This window comes from Phenylobacterium sp. RIFCSPHIGHO2_01_FULL_69_31 (genome assembly GCF_001824475.1).
Classification (GTDB): Bacteria; Pseudomonadota; Alphaproteobacteria; order Caulobacterales; family Caulobacteraceae; genus Phenylobacterium.
Genome location: NZ_MHXN01000046.1, coordinates 104077 through 120181 on the forward strand (window position 1 = coordinate 104077; position 16105 = coordinate 120181).

The 16105-nt window shown below is 71.5% G+C and carries 16 protein-coding genes; 9 read left to right on the forward strand and 7 right to left on the reverse strand.

Translation table 11 applies throughout. The features are described 5' to 3' along the window. The first annotated feature begins 6 nt into the window (after positions 1-6). Together gluQRS and A2790_RS23730 are read left to right on the forward strand one after the other, a co-directional pair. Entirely contained in the window at positions 7-834 is an 828-nt protein-coding gene (gene gluQRS, locus A2790_RS23725; RefSeq protein WP_293397398.1) for a tRNA glutamyl-Q(34) synthetase GluQRS, read from the forward strand. Next, entirely contained in the window at positions 827-1717 is an 891-nt protein-coding gene (locus A2790_RS23730) for a DMT family transporter (RefSeq protein WP_293397401.1), read from the forward strand. The genes gluQRS and A2790_RS23730 overlap by 8 nt, the downstream gene beginning before the upstream one ends. Here the strand turns inward: A2790_RS23730 and A2790_RS23735 are convergent. The 4 genes from A2790_RS23735 to A2790_RS23750 form a co-directional block, all read right to left on the reverse strand. Next, positions 1662-3125: a protein adenylyltransferase SelO gene (locus tag A2790_RS23735; RefSeq protein ID WP_293397404.1), complete on the reverse strand. Its 1464-nt coding sequence runs from the start codon at positions 3123-3125 to the stop codon at positions 1662-1664. The genes A2790_RS23730 and A2790_RS23735 overlap by 56 nt on opposite strands. Before the next feature lie 151 nt (positions 3126-3276). Then, positions 3277-4524 (reverse strand): Na+/H+ antiporter NhaA, encoded by a 1248-nt coding sequence (gene nhaA, locus A2790_RS23740; RefSeq protein WP_293397407.1) that lies wholly within the window; start codon positions 4522-4524, stop codon positions 3277-3279. Between the two features lie 47 nt (positions 4525-4571). Then, complete coding sequence (locus tag A2790_RS23745) at positions 4572-5372, reverse strand: SDR family NAD(P)-dependent oxidoreductase (RefSeq protein ID WP_293397410.1); 801 nt, start codon at positions 5370-5372, stop codon at positions 4572-4574. Position 5373: 1 nt separating this feature from the next. After that, entirely contained in the window at positions 5374-5943 is a 570-nt protein-coding gene (locus tag A2790_RS23750) for a carboxymuconolactone decarboxylase family protein (protein WP_293397412.1), read from the reverse strand. A 96-nt stretch (positions 5944-6039) separates the two neighbouring features. Between A2790_RS23750 and nhaA (A2790_RS23755) the strand changes: the two genes are divergently transcribed. The 3 genes from nhaA (A2790_RS23755) to A2790_RS23765 all read left to right on the forward strand — a co-directional run bounded on the left by nhaA (A2790_RS23755) (position 6040) and on the right by A2790_RS23765 (position 9999). Then, positions 6040-7230: a Na+/H+ antiporter NhaA gene (gene nhaA, locus A2790_RS23755; RefSeq protein WP_293397415.1), complete on the forward strand. Its 1191-nt coding sequence runs from the start codon at positions 6040-6042 to the stop codon at positions 7228-7230. A gap of 67 nt (positions 7231-7297) precedes the next feature. Next, positions 7298-7759 carry a (2Fe-2S)-binding protein gene (locus A2790_RS23760; protein WP_293397418.1) on the forward strand — a complete coding sequence of 154 codons (462 nt, stop codon included), beginning with the start codon at positions 7298-7300 and terminating at the stop codon, positions 7757-7759. Further along, complete coding sequence (locus A2790_RS23765) at positions 7756-9999, forward strand: molybdopterin cofactor-binding domain-containing protein (RefSeq protein WP_293397421.1); 2244 nt, start codon at positions 7756-7758, stop codon at positions 9997-9999. Before A2790_RS23760 ends, A2790_RS23765 begins: the two co-directional genes overlap by 4 nt. Positions 10000-10068: 69 nt before the next feature. Here the strand turns inward: A2790_RS23765 and A2790_RS23770 are convergent, their stop codons facing one another. Further along, the gene (locus tag A2790_RS23770) at positions 10069-11511 is read right to left on the reverse strand and encodes an aldehyde dehydrogenase family protein (RefSeq protein WP_068876163.1); all 1443 of its coding nucleotides are present in this window, start codon (positions 11509-11511) and stop codon (positions 10069-10071) included. Between the two features lie 73 nt (positions 11512-11584). Here A2790_RS23770 and A2790_RS23775 point away from each other — a divergent pair, with 73 nt between their 5' ends. From A2790_RS23775 to A2790_RS23790, 4 genes are all read left to right on the forward strand, one after another. Next, positions 11585-11803, forward strand: a complete 219-nt coding sequence (locus tag A2790_RS23775; RefSeq protein WP_293397426.1) for a hypothetical protein — start codon at positions 11585-11587, stop codon at positions 11801-11803. 13 nt (positions 11804-11816) lie between these two features. After that, complete coding sequence (locus A2790_RS23780; protein WP_068876164.1) at positions 11817-12548, forward strand: SDR family oxidoreductase; 732 nt, start codon at positions 11817-11819, stop codon at positions 12546-12548. After that, positions 12545-12913, forward strand: coding sequence for a dihydroneopterin aldolase (gene folB, locus A2790_RS23785; RefSeq protein ID WP_293397429.1), 369 nt, complete (start codon positions 12545-12547; stop codon positions 12911-12913). Before A2790_RS23780 ends, folB begins: the two co-directional genes overlap by 4 nt. Before the next feature lie 90 nt (positions 12914-13003). Continuing rightward, a complete protein-coding gene (locus A2790_RS23790) occupies positions 13004-13399 on the forward strand; it encodes a hypothetical protein (protein WP_293397432.1) in 396 nt (131 codons plus the stop codon). A gap of 199 nt (positions 13400-13598) precedes the next feature. Here the strand turns inward: A2790_RS23790 and A2790_RS23795 are convergent, their stop codons facing one another. Continuing rightward, positions 13599-14855, reverse strand: coding sequence for a D-amino acid dehydrogenase (locus tag A2790_RS23795; protein WP_293397436.1), 1257 nt, complete (start codon positions 14853-14855; stop codon positions 13599-13601). Beyond that, complete coding sequence (alr, locus tag A2790_RS23800; protein WP_293397439.1) at positions 14852-15991, reverse strand: alanine racemase; 1140 nt, start codon at positions 15989-15991, stop codon at positions 14852-14854. The genes A2790_RS23795 and alr overlap by 4 nt, the downstream gene beginning before the upstream one ends. Positions 15992-16105 lie beyond the last annotated feature (114 nt).

Consider the following 16105-nt stretch of genomic DNA (forward strand, 5'->3'; position numbering starts at 1 on the left):
TGGCGGGTGTTCATCACCCGCTTCGCGCCCTCCCCCACCGGCGATCTGCATCGCGGCCACGCCTTCTCGGCCCTGACCGCCTTCGAGGCCGCGCGCGCGGCCGGCGGGCGCTTCATCCTGCGCATCGAGGACATCGACGCCACCCGCTGCCGGCCGCAGTTCGAGACGGGCATCTACGAGGACCTGGCCTGGCTGGGCCTGACCTGGGAGACGCCGGTCCGGCGCCAGTCCGAGCACCTTGACGACTACCAGGCCGCCCTCGCCCGGCTGGAGGTCGACGGCCTGCTCTACCGCTGCTTCCGCACGCGTAGGGAGGTGGCCGAAGCCATGGCCTCGGCGCCACACGGGGCGATGGAGGTGTTCCGCGGCCGCCCCTTGCCCCTGGCCGAAGAGATGCGCCGCCTGACCGCCGGTGAACCGTTCGCCTGGCGCCTGTCGCTGGACGCGGCGGCCCGGAAGCTCGGCGGCTTCGGCGACCTGGCCTTCACCGAGGAGGGCGAGGGCGTGATCCAGGCCCGGCCTGAACTGGGTGGCGACGTGGTCCTGGCGCGCAAGGACGTGGGCGTGGCCTACCACCTGGCGGTCACCGTCGACGACGCCCTGCAGGGGATCACCCACGTGATCCGCGGCCGGGACCTGTTCGAGGCTACCCACGTCCAGCGCCTGCTGCAGGCCTTGCTGGGCCTGCCGACGCCGCTCTACCGACACCACGCCCTGCTGACCGGCCCCGACGGCAAGCGCTTCGCCAAGCGCGACCGGGCCGAGACGCTGCGGTCCCTGCGCGACCGGGGTATGAGCCCCGCCACGCTGCGAAGGGAGCTGGGGTTTGACTGAGGCCGCCGCCGAACAGCCGTCCGAGCCGCGGTGGCTGGCGCTGGCCGCCCTCCTCGCCGGCGCCTCCATCATCGGCCTCGCGGCGATCCTGGTGCGGATGTCCGACGCCGGCCCCGCGGCGACAGGCTTCTGGCGGCTGATGTTCGCCATGCCGCTGCTGGCGCTGATGACCCGGCGGGCCGCCGGGGCGATCGGCCGCCCGCCGCCGATGGCGCTGTGGGCCGGCCTGTTCTTCGCCCTGGATCTGGGCTTCTGGCACTACGGCATCCAGTACACCTCGGTCGCCAACGCCACGGTGCTGACCAATCTGACGCCGGTGGTGGTCACGGCCTTCGCCTGGATCTTCCTGCGCCAGACGCCCCGGGCCCTGTTCCTGGTCGCGGTGGCGGCGGCGGTCGGTGGGGCGTCCCTGATGGCCTATGCCAAGGGCGGCGGCGTCCTGCGCAACCAGACGCTGGGCGATGCCCTCTCCGTGGCGACGGCGTTCTGGTACGCGCTCTACTTCCTCTCCATGGCCGAGGGGCGCCGGACCGAGGCCGCCAGCCGGATGATGTTCTGGGCGGGCGTGGCCGGCGCCCCCCTCCTGCTCGTCGCCGCCCTGCTGCTGGGCGAGCGCCTGGCGCCGGCCACCGCCGCCGGCTGGGCTGCCGTCTGCGGCCTGGGGCTGATGCACGTCTCCGGCCAGGGCGCCATCGCCTGGGCCATGGGCCGCCTGCCAACCTCCACCGCCTCGGTGGTGGTCCTGGTCCAGCCCGTCGTGGCGGCGATCCTCGGCTGGATCCTGTTCGCCGAGGCCATAGGCCCGCTCCAGGGGCTGGGCGCCGCGATCACCCTGGGGGGCGTTGTCCTGGCGCAGTGGGCGTCGCGGAGGCGGCCGGGCTGAGGTCCCACGCGACCCGCGCCGTCTCGATCCGGGCGAGCTTGGCGTGGAGGGCGCTCCAGTCGTCGCGCCGGTCGATATCGGCCCAGATCGCCTCGATCTCGTCGATCAGCAGTTCCTCCGGCTCCGGCCCGGCGAAATAGGGATGGTCCAGCCGCTCCGGCCGGTCCGCCGCATAGGCGCCGAGCCGCTGGCGGAACTCGGCGAAGTCCGACCCCGCGTAGAGATCGGCCCGCGGCCCCTTCAGCGCCCGGTCCTCGCGGCCACCGAACCAGTCGAAGAAGAAGGGCTCCCACCGCAACTGCTCGCCGCCTTCGGCCATGGCGCCGAACGCCGCCTGGACCAGCGCCGCATCCGCCTCGTCGCCCTGCGGCGCCACGCCCAGGCGCGCCAGCATCGCCGCCATCAACTCGCGCCGGTAGGCCGGGCCGAACCCATTCAGCGCGTCCACCAGGGCGTCGCTGCCGGTCACCAGGCTGAGGCAGCCGGCGAGTTGCTGCAGGTTCCAGAACACCGCCTCCGGCTGGCGGCCGAAGCTGTAGAGGCCACTGTGGTCGAAGTAGGCCGCCGTGAAGTTCGGGTCCGACTTGGGCAGGAACCGGTAGGGCCCATAGTCGAAGCTCTCGCCGGTGACGTTCATGTTGTCGGTGTTCATCACGCCGTGGACGAAGCCCGCGGCCATCCAGCGCGCCGTCAGCCGCGCTGCCCGGCCGCACACCGCCTCCAGCAGGGCCGCCGGCCGGTCGTTCGCGCCCTCGAGCTCCGGGTAGTAGAGGCCCACCACGTGGTCCACGAGGGCCCCGACCCGGTCCTTGGCCTCGAAGTACGCATGCCGCTGGAAGGTGCCGAAGCGCACGTGGCTGTGCGACAGCCGCACCAAGACCGCAGAACGGGTGGGGCTGGGCTCGTCGCCCCGTTGCAGCGCCTCGCCGGTCTCGACCAAGGAGAACGACCGCGACGTGGGAACGCCCAGCGCCTCCAGCATGGCTGTCGCCAGCACCTCCCGCACGCCGCCCTTCAGCGTGAGGCGCCCGTCGCCCTGCCGCGACCACGGCGTCTGGCCCGAGCCCTTGGTTCCGAGGTCGAGCAGCCGGTCCGTCCCCGCCTCGCGCAGCTGCGCGAACAGGAAGCCGCGGCCGTCGCCGAGGTCGGGGTTGTAAACGCGGAACTGGTGGCCGTGGTAGCGTTGGGCGATCGGCGGGTCGATGTTGCCCGGCAGCGGGCGGAAGCGTCCGAAATGGGCCACCCACTCATCGTCGCTCAGGGTATTGAGCCCCACGGTCGCCGCCGCCTGGTCATTGCGGTAGCGCAGGATCGCCGCGGGGAAATCCGCCGCCGCCACGGGATCGGCGAACTCGCGGCCTAGGGCCGGGAACTGCGGGTCGGGGCGATAGACGGGAGATACGGGCATCCGGGCAGCTAGCCGTGCTGCCCTCCCGTGCGCTAGCGGATTCCGAGGAAGCCCAGCACGGCCAGGACGACCACCACCAGGCCGACGAGATAGATGATGCTGTTCATCAGGCAGCTCCGCTCGGTTTCGAGACGGGCCTAACGCCGAGCCCTCAGGCCCCGTTCCCCTCCGCCCGGCGACCGGGCGACGGCTCGCCCTTGGTGTCGGGGCCGAAGATCCTCAGCAGGAACAGGCCCAGCAGCGCCGAGGCGAGCGAGCCGGTGAAGACGCCGGCCTTGGTTTCGGCCAGCAGTTCAGGCGAGGTGAAGGCCAGGTTGCCGACGAACAGGCTCATGGTGAAGCCGATGCCGCAGACCACCGAGACGCCGTAGAGCTGCCCCACCGAAGCGTTGCGGGGCATGTCGGCCCAACCCAGCCGGATGATCAGCATCGAGGTCAGGAACACGCCCAGCTGCTTGCCGAGGAAGAGCCCCAGGCCAATCCCCAGCGGGATGCTGTCGGTGAAGTGCCGCAGCGTGAGTTCCCCCAGCGCCAGGCCGGCGTTGGCGAAACCGAAGATCGGGATCACCAGGAAAGCGACCGGCTTGTGCAGCAGGTGCTCCAGCCGGTGCAGCGGCGAGGTGGCATGGGAATCCGGCGCGGCGGGCGTCCGCTTCAGGGGGATGGTCATGGCCAAGGCGACGCCGGCCAGGGTCGCATGCACGCCCGACTCCAGCACGAACCACCACAGGCCCAGGCCCACCGCCAGATAGGGCCAGAGCGCCCGCACCCGTAGCCGGTTGAACAGGATCAGGAGCGCCAGGGCGCCGCCTGCGCCGGCCAGGGCCGCCATGTGCAGCTCGGCGGTGTAGAAGATCGCGATGATCACGATCGCCGCGAGGTCGTCCAGCACCGCCAGGGCGGTCAGGAAGATCTTCAGCGAGGCCGGCACCCGGTCGCCGGCCAGGGCCAGGACGCCCAGGGCAAAGGCGATGTCGGTGGCCGCCGGGATCGCCCAGCCGCGCATCGCCTCGGGATCGCCCGTGTTGAACGCCACATAAATCAGCGCCGGGACTGCCACGCCGCCCACCGCCGCCAGGCCCGGCAACACGACCCGCGACGGGCGCGACAGCTCCCCGTCCAGTACCTCGCGTTTGATCTCCAGCCCGACCAGCAGGAAGAACAGGGCCATCAGGCCGTCGTTGATCCAGTGCAGGACCGTCTCGTGCAGCGCGATCGGCCCCAGTTCGAAGCCGAGCTTCGTGTCGAGCGCGCCGAAGTAGGCGGGCGCCAGCGGAGAGTTGGCCACGATCAGCGCGAGGGCGGCGGCCGCCATCAGGACATAGCCGCCGGCCGCCTCCTGGCGCAGGAAGTCCTGGAGCGCGGAAACGCGCTTCTTGACGGCTCGCTGTGCAGACATGGCCCCCTTGATAGGGAGCTAGGCCGGCGAGGCCAATAACAATCGGGTTAGCCGATCCGAACGCCCATGCCGCCGTCGACCGGCAGGATGGCTCCGGTGATGAACTTCGCTTCGTCCGACGCCAGGAACAGGGCGGCGTGTGCGGTATCCCAGGCGGTGCCCATCCTGCCGCCCAGCGGCACCCGCGCGTCGCGCTCGGCGCGCACCTCTGCCTGGCTGCGCCCGCTCGCGCCGGCGATCCCGGCCACCGCCATGGGCGTGTCGATCAGGCCCGGCTGCACGGCGTTGCAGCGGATGCCGTAGCGGGCCTGGCTCTGCGCGGTGGAAGTGGTCAGCCGGTTCACCGCCGCCTTGGAGACCTCGTACGCCACCTGGATCCCGCCGGCCCGCGCGGCCAGGGACGAGATGTTGACGATGGCCCCGCCGCCCTGGGCCCGCATCGCGCCGAGCGCCGCCTTGGTCACCAGCCACATGCCCTTGAGGTTCACCGACAGGATGCGGTCGAAGGCCGCCTCCTCGATCTTGTGGACCGGCCGGTCGCCGCCGCCGATGCCGACGTTGTTGACCAGGATGTCCAGCCGCCCCAGCCGCGCCAGGGCCTCCGCCACGATGGCCGCCGCCTCTGCCGCGCGAGTCACGTCGGCCTGCAGGGCGTAGGCCTCGCCACCCGCCTCGTCGATCATGGCCGCGGTTTCCTGGGCCCGCTCGGCCACGCGGTCGACGCACAGCACGCGGGCCCCCTCCTGGGCGAACAGCAGCGCCATGGCCCGGCCGTTGCCCAGCGTCTCGCCGGGCGACTGGCCCGCGCCCACGACCACGGCGGCCTTGCCCTCCAGGCGGCCCGCCACCTCAGTAGCCCTTCAGTTCGGGATCGAGGGTCTGGCCCTCGTCCAGTTGCACCCCGAAGGTGTTCAGGATCATCGAGACCTGGGTGTACTGGCCGGTGGTGAACACCACGTCCATGCACTGCTTCTGCGTGAAGTGCCTGCCGAGCTCCGCCCAGGTCGCGTCGCCGATGAAGTGGTCCCGATGCAGCTCGTCGACCGCCCGGATCAGCGCCGCGTCGGCCGCGCTCCAGCCCGCCTCCGCCCCGCGCTTGATGGCCTCGATCTCGGCCTCGGTCAGGCCCGATTGCAGGCCGATCCGCGTGTGCTGGGTGAACTCGTAGCCCGACTTGCAGAGGTATCCCACGCGCAGGATCACGATCTCCCGCTCGCGCGCCGGCAGGTCGTTGCGCCGCGAGAGCACATAGCCGCCCCAGTCGTTGAACCGCTTCAGCGCCTTGGGCGCATGCGCCAGGGTCCGGAAGATGTTCAGCACGCCCAGGGTCCCGTTGCGCACCGGCTCCAGCGCTTCGGCCTGCTCGGGGGTGAGCTGGTCGTCGCGCAGCGGCTCTACGCGGGGCTTGGCGAGTCTCATGGCGTTTCCTCGAACATCCGGTTTGTTTGGCCGGCACCTTAAAGCCGTCGCCCGATTTCGCTAGAGCGGCGCGGGGCGGCTTGTTACCCAGGCGGCATGTCGACCCGGTCCACGCTGGAGTTCCTGAAGACCGAGACCGGCTCCGGCGCCCTGCTCGCGGCGGCCGCCCTGGCCGCCGTCATCTGGGCCAACTCGCCCTGGGCCGGCGCCTACCAGGCCCTGACCCAATACCCCGTCCCCGTCCGCTTCGGCCCCTTCGCCGAGGAGATGAGCGTGGCCGGCTGGGTGACGACCGCCCTCATGCCGGTGTTCTTTTTCGTCGTGGGACTGGAGATCAAGCACGAGATCCTGCGCGGCGAGCTCTCCAACCCGCGGCGGCTGGCCCTGCCGGTCCTGGCGGCGGCCGGCGGCGTCCTCGTCCCGGCCCTGATCTACCTCGCTGTCGCCGGCCTGTCCGGCAGCCCTCTGCAGGGGTGGCCCGTCGCGGCCGGCACGGACATGGCCCTGGCGCTCGCGGCCCTGGCGGCAGCGGGCCCGCGGCTGCCGCCGACCCTGCGCACCTTCCTGCTCACCCTCGCCATCGCCGGCCACCTGGTCGTCGTGGTCCTGATCGCCCTCCTGTTCACCACCGGCCTGCAGTTCCCCATGCTGGCGGGCGCGGCGGTGACGCTGGCGGTGCTGGCGGCCATGTCCCGCTGGCGGGCCGCGCCCTACTCCTTCTGGGCGGTCGGCGGCCTGCTCCTTTGGGGCTTCACGCTGAAGTCTGGGGTGAACACCTCACTCGCCGGAATCGCGGCGGCCTTCTGCCTGCCGCTGGAGCCCAAGCGGCCGGGCGGACGCCCCGTGCTCACCGAAACCCTCGAGGCGCTGCACCCCTACGTCGCCTTCCTGATCCTGCCGGCCTTCGCCTTCGTGGCGGCCGGGTTCCGGCTGACGGGCGAGGCCGGCGCGCAGGTCCTGGGCGCCGTGGGCCTGGGCGTCGCCGCGGCGCTCTTCTTCGGGAAGCAGATCGGCGTCTTCGGCGCCGCCGCCCTCGCCATCGGCCTGAAGTGGGCGCGCCGCCCCACCGGCGCCAAGTGGATCGAACTCTACGGCGTATCGGCCCTCTGCGGCGTGGGCTTCACCATGAGCCTCTTCGTCGGCGGCCTGGCCTTCGCCGGGGGCGATGCGGTCCACCAGGCCCAGGTGCGGGCCGGCGTGGTGCTGGGCTCGCTCGCCTCGGCCCTCCTGGGCATCCTGGTCTTGTCCGTCAGCGCCCGCCGCCGCGAGCAGGAGCCCCGGGACTAGATCGCGCTTGCGGCGACGCCGCAGTTGGCGTCCGCTAAGCCCTGCCATACGCGCGAGGAGGGCGGGCATGACCAGCTTCCGATTGAATGGCCGCGAGGTCTCGGTCCAGACGCCGGATGATGCGCCCCTGCTCTGGGCCATCCGCGACGAGGCGGGCCTCACCGGCACGAAGTTCGGCTGCGGCATCGGCCAGTGCGGCGCCTGCACCGTGCATGTGGACGGCGAGGCGGTCCGGTCCTGCATCACCCCGGTCGGCGCCGTCGCCGGCCGGGCCGTCACCACCATCGAAGGCCTGGATCCCAAGGGCCAGCATCCGCTCCAGCAGGCCTGGATCGACGCCCAGGCGCCCCAGTGCGGCTACTGCCAGTCCGGCCAGATCATGCAGGCCGCCGCCCTGCTGAAGGCGACCCCGCGGCCCACCGACGCCGAGATCGAGGCCGGGATGAACGGCAACCTGTGCCGCTGCATGGCCTACATCCGCATCAAGAAGGCCATCAAGGCCGCCGCCGCCAAGGGAGTCGCCGCATGAATGCGATCCTTCCCGACGCCTCGCGCCGCGGCTTCCTGGTCACCGTCTCGGCGACCGGCGCGCTCTTCGCCCTCGGCCAGCGGGCCGCCCAGGCGGCCGACGGTTTCGCCCCCACCATCTGGTACGGCATCGACCACGACGGCGTGGTCACCGTCCACATCATCCGCGCGGAGATGGGCCAGCATGTGGGGACCGCCATCGCCCGCATCGTCGCCGACGAACTGGAGGCCGACTGGTCCAAGGTCCGCATCGACCACGTGGACTCCGCCCCTAAGTGGGGCCTGATGGTCACCGGCGGCAGCTGGTCGGTGTGGCAGAGCTATCCGCTCTACAGCCAGGCCGGCGCGGCGGGCCGCATCGCCCTGATCGGCGCCGGGGCCCAGCTGTTGGGCGTGAAACCCGCCGACTGCGTGGCGCGGAACGGCGCGGTGACCGCCGACGGCAAGTCCGTCTCCTACGGCGAGATCGTCGCCAAGGGCGACCTCAGCCGCACCTTCACTGCCGACGAGCTCGCCAAGCTGCCGCTCAAGCCGGCGTCCGAGCGCCGCCTCATCGGCAAGCCGGGCCAGGCCCGCGACATCCCGGCCAAGACCAATGGACAGGCCCGCTACGGCCTCGACGCCAGGGTTCCGGGGATGGTCTACGCGCGGCCCAAGCTGCCGCCCACGCGCTACGGCTCGACGGTGGTCTCGATCGACGAGACCGAGGCCAAGAAGGTCCCCGGCTACATCCGCGCCATCGCCCTGGACGATCCGTCCGGCACGGTCCCCGGCTGGGTGATGGTCTATGCCGACAGCTTCGTGGCCGCCGACCGCGCGGTCGAGGCGCTGAAGGTCGCCTGGAAGGCCGGCGACACCGACAAGGTCTCCGAGGCCGACCTCCAGGCCCGCGCCCGCGCCCTGATCGCCGACAAGGCGACCGGGTCCCAGGTCGTGGAGAACCCTGGCGTCGATGCGGCCTTCGCCGCCGCGGCCTCGACCCTGGAGCAGAGCTACACCACCGCCACCGCCCTGCACTTCCAGATGGAGCCGGTGAACGCCCTGGCCTTCGAGAAGGACGGGATGTTCGAGATCCACACCGGCAACCAGTGGCAGTCGCTGGTGCTGCCGTGGCTTGCCAAGGCCCTGGGCCGCAAGGAAGAGACCATCGTCCTGCGCACCTACATGCTGGGCGGCGGCTTCGGACGGCGCCTCAACGGCGACTACGCGGTCGGGGCGGCCCTGGCCTCCAAGGCCCTCGGCGGCAAGCCGGTGAAGATGGTCCTCACCCGCGCCGACGACACCCGCTTCGACAGTCCGCGCTCGCCCTCGGTCCAGACGCTGCGCATGGCGTTCGGCGAGGGCGGCCGCGTGACGGCCATGGAGCACCATGCCTGCGCAGGCTGGCCCACCGAGGCCATGGCGCCGTTCTTCATGCCCAAGGGCGCCAACGGCCGTCCCTACGACCCCTTCGCCATCAGCGGCGCCGATCACTGGTACAATGTCGGCGCCCAGCGGGTGCGGGCGATCTCCAACGACCTCGCGGGCCGGACCATGCGGCCGGGCTGGCTGCGCTCGGTGGGCCCAGGCTGGACCAACTGGGCCGTCGAAAGCTTCATGGACGAGGCGGCGCTGAAGGCCGGGGTCGATCCTCTGGCCTTCCGGCTGCGGATGCTCGACGCCACGGGCCGCAACGCGGGGTCCGCCCCCAACGCCGTCGGTGGCGCCAGGCGCCAGGCCGCCGTCCTGCGGCGGGTCGCCGAGAAGGCCGGCTGGGGCAAGCTGCTACCGAAGAACACAGGCCTCGGCCTCGCCACCACCTTCGGCCAGGAGCGCGGCATGCCCACCTGGGTGGCGTGCGCCGCCCGCGTGGCCGTGGATCCCCCCTCAGGCGCGGTGAAGGTGGAGAAGCTGACCCTGGTGGCCGACGCCGGGACCATCGTCGATCCCGACGGCGCCCTGGCCCAGATGGAAGGCGCGGCCCTCTGGGGCCTCAGTTTGGCGCTGTTCGAAGGCTCGGCGTTCGAGAACGGCCAGCCGCGCGACACCAACCTCGACGGCTACACGCCGCTGCGGATGGCCGATGTGCCCGACGTGGAGGTGGAGTTCATCGCCAGCACCGAGGCGCCCGTGGGCCTGGGCGAGCCTGCGACCACCGTCGTCGGTCCCGCCATCGGCAACGCCATCTTCCGCGCCGCCGGCGCTCGCGTCCGCGACCTGCCCATCCGCCCCGAGGCGGTAAAGGCCGCGATAAAGACCTAGCCCGACGCGCCCCAGGCGCGACAAATGAACGACAGCGGTCCCTCCCCCACCGGGGAGGGACCGTCGCAACTACTCCGCGGCCTGCTTCGGCGCGTAGCCCAGCACGGCCTTGGTCTCCAGGAACTCGTGGAAGGCGAAGTCGCCCCACTCACGCCCGTTGCCGCTCATCTTGTAGCCGCCGAACGGCGCCATCAGGTCGCCGCCGCCGCCGTTGATCGACACCTGGCCGGCGCGCAGCTTGGACGCCACCTTGCGGGCCTTCTCCAGGTCGCCCGCCTGGACGTAGGCGGCCAAGCCGTACTCGGTGTCGTTCCCGATCTGGATGGCCTGGTCGACCGTCTCGTAGCCCAGGATCGACAGCACGGGGCCGAAGATCTCTTCCTTGGCGATGGTCATCTCGTTGGTGACGTTGGCGAAGACGGTGGGCTTCACATAGTAGCCCTTGTCCAGTCCCTCGGGCCGGCCCGTGCCGCCGATGACCAGGGTCGCGCCCTCGTCGATGCCGGCCTGGATCAGCTTCTGGATCTTGTCGAACTGGGTCTTGTTGACCACCGGGCCCAGCTGGCTGTTGCCGTTCGGGTCGCCGACGGTGATGCCGGCCGCCGTCTCGCGGGCCACGGCGATCGCCTCGTCCATGCGCTTCGACGGGACGAGCATCCGGGTGGGGGCGTTACAGGACTGGCCCGAGTTGGTCATCATGGTGGCCACGCCGCGGCCGACGCCCTTGGCGAAGGCGTCGTCGTCCAGGACGATGTTCGGGCTCTTGCCGCCCAGCTCCTGGGCCACGCGCTTGACGGTCGGGGCCGCCGCCTTGGCCACTTCGATGCCGGCGCGGGTGGAGCCGGTGAACGAGACCATGTCCACTTCCGGATGGCTCGAGATCGCCGCGCCCACGGTGGGCCCGTCGCCCTGCACCATGTTGAACACGCCGGCCGGCACGCCGGCCGCATGCATGATCTCGGCGAAGATCTGGCCCGAGAACGGCGCCACTTCCGACGGCTTCAGCACCATGGTGCAGCCCGTGGCGATGGCCGGGGCCACCTTGCAGACGATCTGGTTCAGCGGCCAGTTCCACGGGGTGATGAACCCGCAGACGCCGATCGGCTCCTTGACGATCATCGTCGGGCCGCGGTCTTCCTCGAACTTGAAGGTCTTCAGCACCTCGATGGCGGTGTTCAGGTGGCCCATGCCGATCGGCACCTGGGCGCGCTGGGCCAGGCTGGCCGGGGCGCCCATTTCCTCGGTCACCGCGGTGGCCAGGTCGCCGAAGCGCTTCTGGTACTCGGCCATGATCCGGCCCAGCACCTCGATGCGCTCTTCGCGGCTGGTCTGCGACCAGGTCTCGAAGGCCTTGCGGGCGGCCTTGCAGGCCTTGTCCACGTCGGCCGCCGAGCCCAGGGCGATCTTGCCCACGACCTCTTCGGTCGCCGGGTTCTCGACGTCCAGCGTCTTGAGGCCCTCGGCGGGATCGACCCACGCCCCATCGATGTAGAACTTGAGGTACTCGCGCATAGACGTCCTCCTGGCGACCTTTGTCGTTAGCGGCTTAGGACCACAGGGCCCCCGCCTTCAAACAATCATTTTAGTGATCGGCGTTCAGGTGGAAAGCCCCGACGCACATGACACCTGGGGAACTTGCCCGGAAACCGCAACAGGCGTGCGACGCGGCTTGCCCGCCGAAGTGCGCCTCGCTAAAGCCGGGCCACAGCGTTTTGGAGGCCCCATGAGCGGCATCTACATGATCCTCGTCTTCCTCGCGGTGATGGCCGCGCTGAACCGGTTCGAGTTCGGCCGCTTCGACTGATAGGAGCCGCCCGATGGCCGGCCGCGGCGCAGCACTGGTGACGGGCGGCGCGCGGCGGATCGGCCGCGTGCTGGCGGCCACGGCTGCGCAGGCCGGCTACGACGTCGCCATCCACGTCCGCGGTGAGGGCGACGACGACGCCGAGGCCGCCGCCGGCGAGGTGCGCAGCCACGGCCGCAAGGCCACCATCCTCTCCTGCGATCTGCGCAAGGAAAGCGCCACCGTCGCCCTGGTCGGCGAGGCCGAGGCCGAGCTGGGCCCTGTCACCCTGCTGGTGAACTCCGCGTCCGTCTTCGAACAGGACGCCTTCTCCGACATGAACCGCGCCTCGTGGGACCTCCACATGGAGACCAACCTGCGCGCGCCCCTGGTCCTGGCCCAGGTCTTCGCCCGCCGCCTGCCGGCCGACCGTGAGGGCCTGATCGTCAACATCCTCGACCAGCGCGTGCTGCGCCCGGGCCCCGAGTTCTTCTCCTACACCCTGTCCAAGGCCGCCCTGTGGGACGCCACCCGGATGCTCGCCCAGGACCTGGCCCCACGGATCCGCGTCAACGGCATCGGCCCGGGGCCCACCCTGCCCTCGATCCACCAGGACGAAGCGGCCTTCCGGGCCGAGGCCGAGGCCACCCTGCTTCGCCAGCCCGTCCCGCCCGCCGAGATCGGCGCGGCCCTGCGCTACCTGATCGACGCCCGCTCGGTCACCGGTCAGATGATCGCCGCCGACTCGGGCCAGCACCTCGCATGACGGAGACCACTCTCATCAGCTCGAAAGTCTTCGTCACCGGCGTGAAGGTCCAGGCCGAGATCGGCGTCTACCGCCACGAGATCGGCCGCGTGCAGCCCCTGATCGTCGACGTGGAGCTGGACGTGCCCACCGACGCCTCGGACCGCCTGGCCGACACCTTCAACTACGAGGCCATCCTGCAGGCGGCGCAGGAGGTGGCGGCCGGCGGCCATATCCACCTGGTGGAGACCTTCGCCCACCGGTTGGCGGACCGCTGCCTCGCCGACCCCCGCGTCACCCGCGCCCGCGTCCGGGTGGAAAAGCCCCTGGCCCTGGCGCCCGACGCCGTCGCCGCCGGCGTGGACATCACCGTCGGCCGCGGGTGAGCAATTTGTAACAACGCCACGTCTTTTCGTGACGCCGTTCCGGGTCCATCTCTTGGGGGCCCGCTTCCGGGCCGGAGACGAATAGAGACGATGACCGACGACGTGGGCTACGCGGCGAACGAAGACAAGACGATGCCGGCGGTCTGCTACGCGCTCTACCTGCTGGCCTTCGTCACCGGGATCACGGCCATCATTGGCCTGATCATCGCCTATTCCCAGCGCGCGGCCGCGGGGCCGACGATGGAAAGCCACTACACCTTCCTGATCCGCACCTTCTGGATCGGCCTCGGCCTGATGATCGCCGGCGGCGTGCTGTTCGGCGTGGGCGCCCTGCTCGCCGTGATCCTGATCGGCTTCCCGATCATGGGCGTGGCCTGGCTGATCATGGGCGGCGCGGCCATCTGGTACGGCGTCCGCTGCGTGGTGGGCCTCGTGTTCCTCAGCCGCGGCGAAGCCTACCCCCGCCCCTACGCGGTGATCGCCTAGCGGCCGCGGGCAACCTGGCGAGACGGCCCCCTAGCTCCTTCTCCTCACCCGTAGGGGGAGGGGGACCATGCGCAGCATGGTGGAGGGGGTCTCGCCACAGGCTCGGCGGACGGGGCGTTCCCCCTCCACCGCCCTCCGGGCGGTCCCCCTCCCCCTCCGGGTGAGGAGACGCCAAGAATCGCCCAGTCCCAACCAGCCTCTAGCGGCGGTAGCGGCCGATCGCGAGGTCGGCCGTCTCGATCTGCGCCGGCCGGCCCGACAACAGGTCGGCCAGCACCCGGCCCGAGCCGCAGGCCATGGTCCAACCCAGGGTCCCGTGGCCGGTGTTCAGGAACAGGCCCGGGACCGGCGTCGCCCCGATCACGGGCGTCCCGTCCGGCGTCATCGGCCGCAGCCCCGCCCAGAACGTCGCCTGGCCCACGTCGCCGGCGCCGGGGAACAGGCTCTCGAGCGAATACTCCAGCGTCCGCCGCCGCCGCGGCTCCAGCCTCGCTTGGTACCCCGAGATCTCGGCCATGCCGCCCACCCGGATCCGCTCGCCCAGCCGGGTGATCGCGATCTTGTAGGTCTCGTCCAGCAGGGTGGATTCCGGCGCGCGGTCCGCCGCCACGATCGGCGCGGTGATCGAATAGCCCTTCACCGGATAGACCGGCAGCCGCAGGCCCAGGGGCCGGACGATCCGCGCCGACCAGCTTCCCATCGCCACCACATAGGCGTCGGCCGTGAGCTCGCCCTTGTCCGTCACCACCGCCTGCACCCCGCCCGCGTCGGCCCGCAGCCGCTGGACCTCGGTCTCGTGCAGGAACCGCACGCTCTGCGCCGCGCACAGCTTCGCCAGGGCCTGGGTGAACTTGAAGCAGTCGCCCGTCTCGTCGTTGGGCAGGCGCAGGCCGCCGGCAATGGGCGAGGCGCTCTGGCGCAACCCCGGCTCGGCCCGCTCGCATCCCGCCCGGTCCAGCACCTCGAACGGCACGCCGTACTGGCGCAGCACCTCCACATCCTTGGCGATCCCGTCCAGCTGGGCGGCCTTGCGGAACAGCTGCAGGGTGCCCTGCATGCGCGCATCGTACGCGATCCCCACCGCCTCGCGCAGCGCCGCCAGCTCGTCGCGGCTGTACTCGGCCAGCCGCACCATGCGCGACTTGTTGAGCGCGTAGCGGTCCGACGTGCAGTTGCGCAGCAGCGCGAGCAGCCAGCTCACCGTCTCCAGGTCCGCCTGCGGCCTGAGGATCAGCGGCGCGTGCCGCATGAACAGCCACCGCACCGCCTTCTGCGGGATGCCCGGCCCGGCCCAGGGCGAGGCGTAGCCCGGCGAGATCTCACCCGCGTTGGCGAAGCTGGTCTCCAGCCCCGCGCCCGGCTGGCGGTCGACCACCGTCACGTCGTGGCCCGCCTGCGCGGCGTACCAGGCGCTGGTCACCCCGACCACGCCCGCGCCGAGGATCAGAACCCTCATGCCCGCATTCCCTGCGCCGAAGCCCCGCCCACGTACCGCCGCGCATAGCGACGGCCCAGCCGCGTGAGGATCTCGTACGGGATCGTCCCGGCCAGCGCCGCCACGTCCGCCACCGACTGGTGCGGCCCGATCAGCTCCACCGCCTCGCCCGCGCCAAGGGCGTCCGGCGCCAGGGCCGAAACGTCCACCATCATGCTGTCCATGGAAACCTGACCCACGATCGGCAACCGCACGCCGCCGAACCACGCCGCCCCGCGGTTGCTCAGCGCCCGCGGCCAGCCGTCGGCGTAGCCGACGCCCACCGTGGCGATCCGCTCGGTCCCGCGCGTGGTGTAGGTGAGGCCATATCCGACCCCGGTCCCCGCCGGCAGCGTCCGCACCTGGATCACCCGCGCCGACAGCGACACCACCGGCCGCAAGCCCGCCGCGGGGCCGGGGCCGGGCGCCACGCCGTAGAGCGCCAGCCCCGCCCGCACCAGGTCGCCGTGCGTCAGCGGGTCGCCGAGCGCCGCCGCCGAATTGGCCAGGGTGCGCGGCCGCGCCGGCAACAGGGCCGCGAGCCGCTCGAAGCTGGCCCGCTGCGCGGCGTTGACGTCCTCGCCCGGCTGATCTGCGCTCGCCAGGTGGCTCATCACGTAATTTACGTCGAGGGCCTCAAGACCCTGCGGCTCGGCCGCCAGCGCCGCCACATCGTCATCGCTGAGACCCAGCCGCGACATGCCGCTGTCCAGCTGCAGCACGGCCGGCAGGCGCCGCCCCTCGGTCCGCGCCAGCTCCGCCCAGGCCCGCACCTGGGCTAGGGAATTCAGCACCGGCGTGACCCCGGCCTCCAGGGCCAGCGCCTCGGTCCCGGGCCACAGGCCGTGCAGCACATGGATGGAGGCCTGCCCGCCCACGTGGGGCCGCAGGTCCAGCGCCTCGGCCAGGTCGGCAACGAAGAAGTCGCGGCAGCCCGCTCCGGCCAGCGCCGCCGCCACCGGCCCGGCGCCCAGGCCATAGGCGTCGGCCTTGACCACCGCCGCCACCCGGGCCGGCGCCGTCGCGGCTTCCACGTGGCGCAGGTTCGCCACCACGGCGTCCAGGTCGATGGTCAGCCGGCCGCCGGCCAGGCTCGCGGCCCGATCGCCCTCGTCCATCACCGCCTCCAGGTCCGCGCCGTTGCCGCCATTCCGAAAACTAGAAGCTGCGCTGTCGAATTTTCCGCTAAACTTGCCGATCATTCGCGGAATTGCGCCATTCTGCGCAACATC

Excerpts from the sequence above, each read along its gene's own strand:
- A2790_RS23735 (WP_293397404.1), bottom strand. The coding sequence starts at position 3,125 with ATGCCCGTATCTCCCGTCTATCGCCCCGACCCGCAGTTCCCGGCCCTA.
- nhaA (WP_293397407.1), bottom strand. The coding sequence starts at position 4,524 with ATGTCTGCACAGCGAGCCGTCAAGAAGCGCGTTTCCGCGCTCCAGGAC.
- A2790_RS23750 (WP_293397412.1), bottom strand. The coding sequence starts at position 5,943 with ATGAGACTCGCCAAGCCCCGCGTAGAGCCGCTGCGCGACGACCAGCTC.
- nhaA (WP_293397415.1), top strand. The coding sequence starts at position 6,040 with ATGTCGACCCGGTCCACGCTGGAGTTCCTGAAGACCGAGACCGGCTCC.
- A2790_RS23760 (WP_293397418.1), top strand. The coding sequence starts at position 7,298 with ATGACCAGCTTCCGATTGAATGGCCGCGAGGTCTCGGTCCAGACGCCG.
- A2790_RS23765 (WP_293397421.1), top strand. The coding sequence starts at position 7,756 with ATGAATGCGATCCTTCCCGACGCCTCGCGCCGCGGCTTCCTGGTCACC.
- A2790_RS23770 (WP_068876163.1), bottom strand. The coding sequence starts at position 11,511 with ATGCGCGAGTACCTCAAGTTCTACATCGATGGGGCGTGGGTCGATCCC.
- A2790_RS23780 (WP_068876164.1), top strand. The coding sequence starts at position 11,817 with ATGGCCGGCCGCGGCGCAGCACTGGTGACGGGCGGCGCGCGGCGGATC.
- folB (WP_293397429.1), top strand. The coding sequence starts at position 12,545 with ATGACGGAGACCACTCTCATCAGCTCGAAAGTCTTCGTCACCGGCGTG.
- A2790_RS23790 (WP_293397432.1), top strand. The coding sequence starts at position 13,004 with ATGACCGACGACGTGGGCTACGCGGCGAACGAAGACAAGACGATGCCG.
- A2790_RS23795 (WP_293397436.1), bottom strand. The coding sequence starts at position 14,855 with ATGAGGGTTCTGATCCTCGGCGCGGGCGTGGTCGGGGTGACCAGCGCC.
- alr (WP_293397439.1), bottom strand. The coding sequence starts at position 15,991 with ATGGACGAGGGCGATCGGGCCGCGAGCCTGGCCGGCGGCCGGCTGACC.